Here is a 1,600-nt window from a genome sequence, read left to right on the forward strand (position 1 = left end):
AAACCTCGGTTTAACGGGAACAGAGTTGCCAGTTGGTGTACCCGTCCCGTGGCCGTTAGCGACCCCTCCGGCTGGGTGGCTGAAATGTAACGGTTCAGCATTCAGTAGGGCTGAATGTCCGAAATTAGCTCAGGTATACCCGTCTGGAGTATTGCCCGATTTGCGTGGTGAATTCCTGAGAGGATGGGATGGCGGGCGTGGAGTAGATAATGGTCGTTCACTACTGAGTACTCAGGCATCAACAGTGTTTAGTGAGTATGCTGGAAATTTTCCAATGGGTTCTGGTCATGCAATACATAATCATGACGGTGTGGTATCGCGATATCCGGGGTTCTCACGATTCGCGTTGCCAAGCCCCGTCGTAGGTGACGGTGTCGATTTTGTTTCAATCCGACCACAAAACATCGCGTTTAACTATATCGTGAGGGCTGTATAATGAACAATGCTGTTTTAGGTAAAAATAACATCGCTACACTGGCAGGGAACGTTACTGTTTATAACTATGCTGAGGGCACCGGAGAATATTTATCCAATACAGTGGAGTATCTGGCGGTTGGTGTAGGTATCCCGGCACACTCGTGTACAGATAAACCGCCCACAGCTATTGCAGGAATGGCGATTTGCCGTACTGGCGATAATCTAGCGTGGGAGCATGTTCCCGATCATCGCGGTAAAACAGCGTATCACACCGGAACACGGCAGGCGCTGACGATTGGCTATATTGGCGAATTAGAACCGGAACATGTCCTATTGGCACCTAAAACCCAATTTGACCAATGGGATGGCGTACAGTGGATAACAGATATTGCCGCACAACAGGAGTACGAAATACAACAGGCGGAATTTCAGAAACGGCAATTATTAGATACAGCCAGAGAAGAAATCGATATCTGTCAGGATGCTGTAGATTTAGATATTGCCACCGGATCAGAGAAAGCCGCATTAATTGACTGGCGCAAATATCGGGTACTGCTCAATCGCGTAGATTGCTCTACCGCCCCCGATATCACATGGCCGGAGCAGCCGAAATAAGCAAAGGGGCACATAGCCCCTTATTTCTATTCAGCCATGTCTGGCGCATCAATCAAGATGGGTTTGCCGAATTCATTAACTGACAACATTTTCCCTCGTGGTATTTCCCGTTCGCAAAAAAACCAGCAGTCATCCGGCAGCTCAATTGCGCCAGTTGTATCGTGGATTGAGGGTAAAACCTCAGTCATCGTTTTAGGATTAAAAAGGCGCATAATATAACCTCCATGAGAATGAGCTGCCGCTGATACTCCCATCAAACATTTGACAGCGAGCCTGAAATCCCGTTCGTGTCAACGTATCTCTAATAATCAATGTTACGTGGACTACATTGGTATTGTCATTGCCGTAATCCGAAGCTAAATATTCAGCTATGCTAATGTACTGTGAGGTGCCGGGTAATTCTATGGGGAAGTTAATTGTAGCCAGCCCCGCTACGGGATGCCCTAAACCAGATAACTCAATCGCCCCGTCCGACCATATCACCCACGCCCCGTTAGCATTACTCCCGCGTTTAGTCACAAACCGTGCATCTCGTATCCGCTCCACGGCCTTCACTAAACCGAGGTTT

The 1,600-nt window shown here is 48.1% G+C and carries 4 protein-coding genes; 2 read left to right on the top strand and 2 right to left on the bottom strand.

The window, feature by feature from the left end; translation table 11 throughout:
• A partial coding sequence (locus tag FE392_RS19735) for a phage tail protein (RefSeq protein ID WP_319931838.1) occupies positions 1–436 on the top strand: 436 nt, incomplete at its 5' end.
• Positions 436–1,032: a tail fiber assembly protein gene (locus tag FE392_RS19740; RefSeq protein WP_319931839.1), complete on the top strand. Its 597-nt coding sequence runs from the start codon at positions 436–438 to the stop codon at positions 1,030–1,032. The genes FE392_RS19735 and FE392_RS19740, both read left to right, overlap by 1 nt.
• Before the next feature lie 26 nt (positions 1,033–1,058).
• On the opposite strand, the gene FE392_RS19745 is transcribed toward FE392_RS19740, so the two are convergent.
• A complete protein-coding gene (locus FE392_RS19745) occupies positions 1,059–1,244 on the bottom strand; it encodes a hypothetical protein (RefSeq protein WP_319931840.1) in 186 nt (61 codons plus the stop codon).
• Complete coding sequence (locus tag FE392_RS19750) at positions 1,231–1,587, bottom strand: hypothetical protein (RefSeq protein WP_319931841.1); 357 nt, start codon at positions 1,585–1,587, stop codon at positions 1,231–1,233. Before FE392_RS19750 ends, FE392_RS19745 begins: the two co-directional genes overlap by 14 nt.
• Positions 1,588–1,600: the final 13 nt, after the last annotated feature.

Source organism: Xenorhabdus santafensis (genome assembly GCF_033949405.1).
GTDB classification, from domain to species: Bacteria; Pseudomonadota; Gammaproteobacteria; order Enterobacterales; family Enterobacteriaceae; genus Xenorhabdus; species Xenorhabdus santafensis.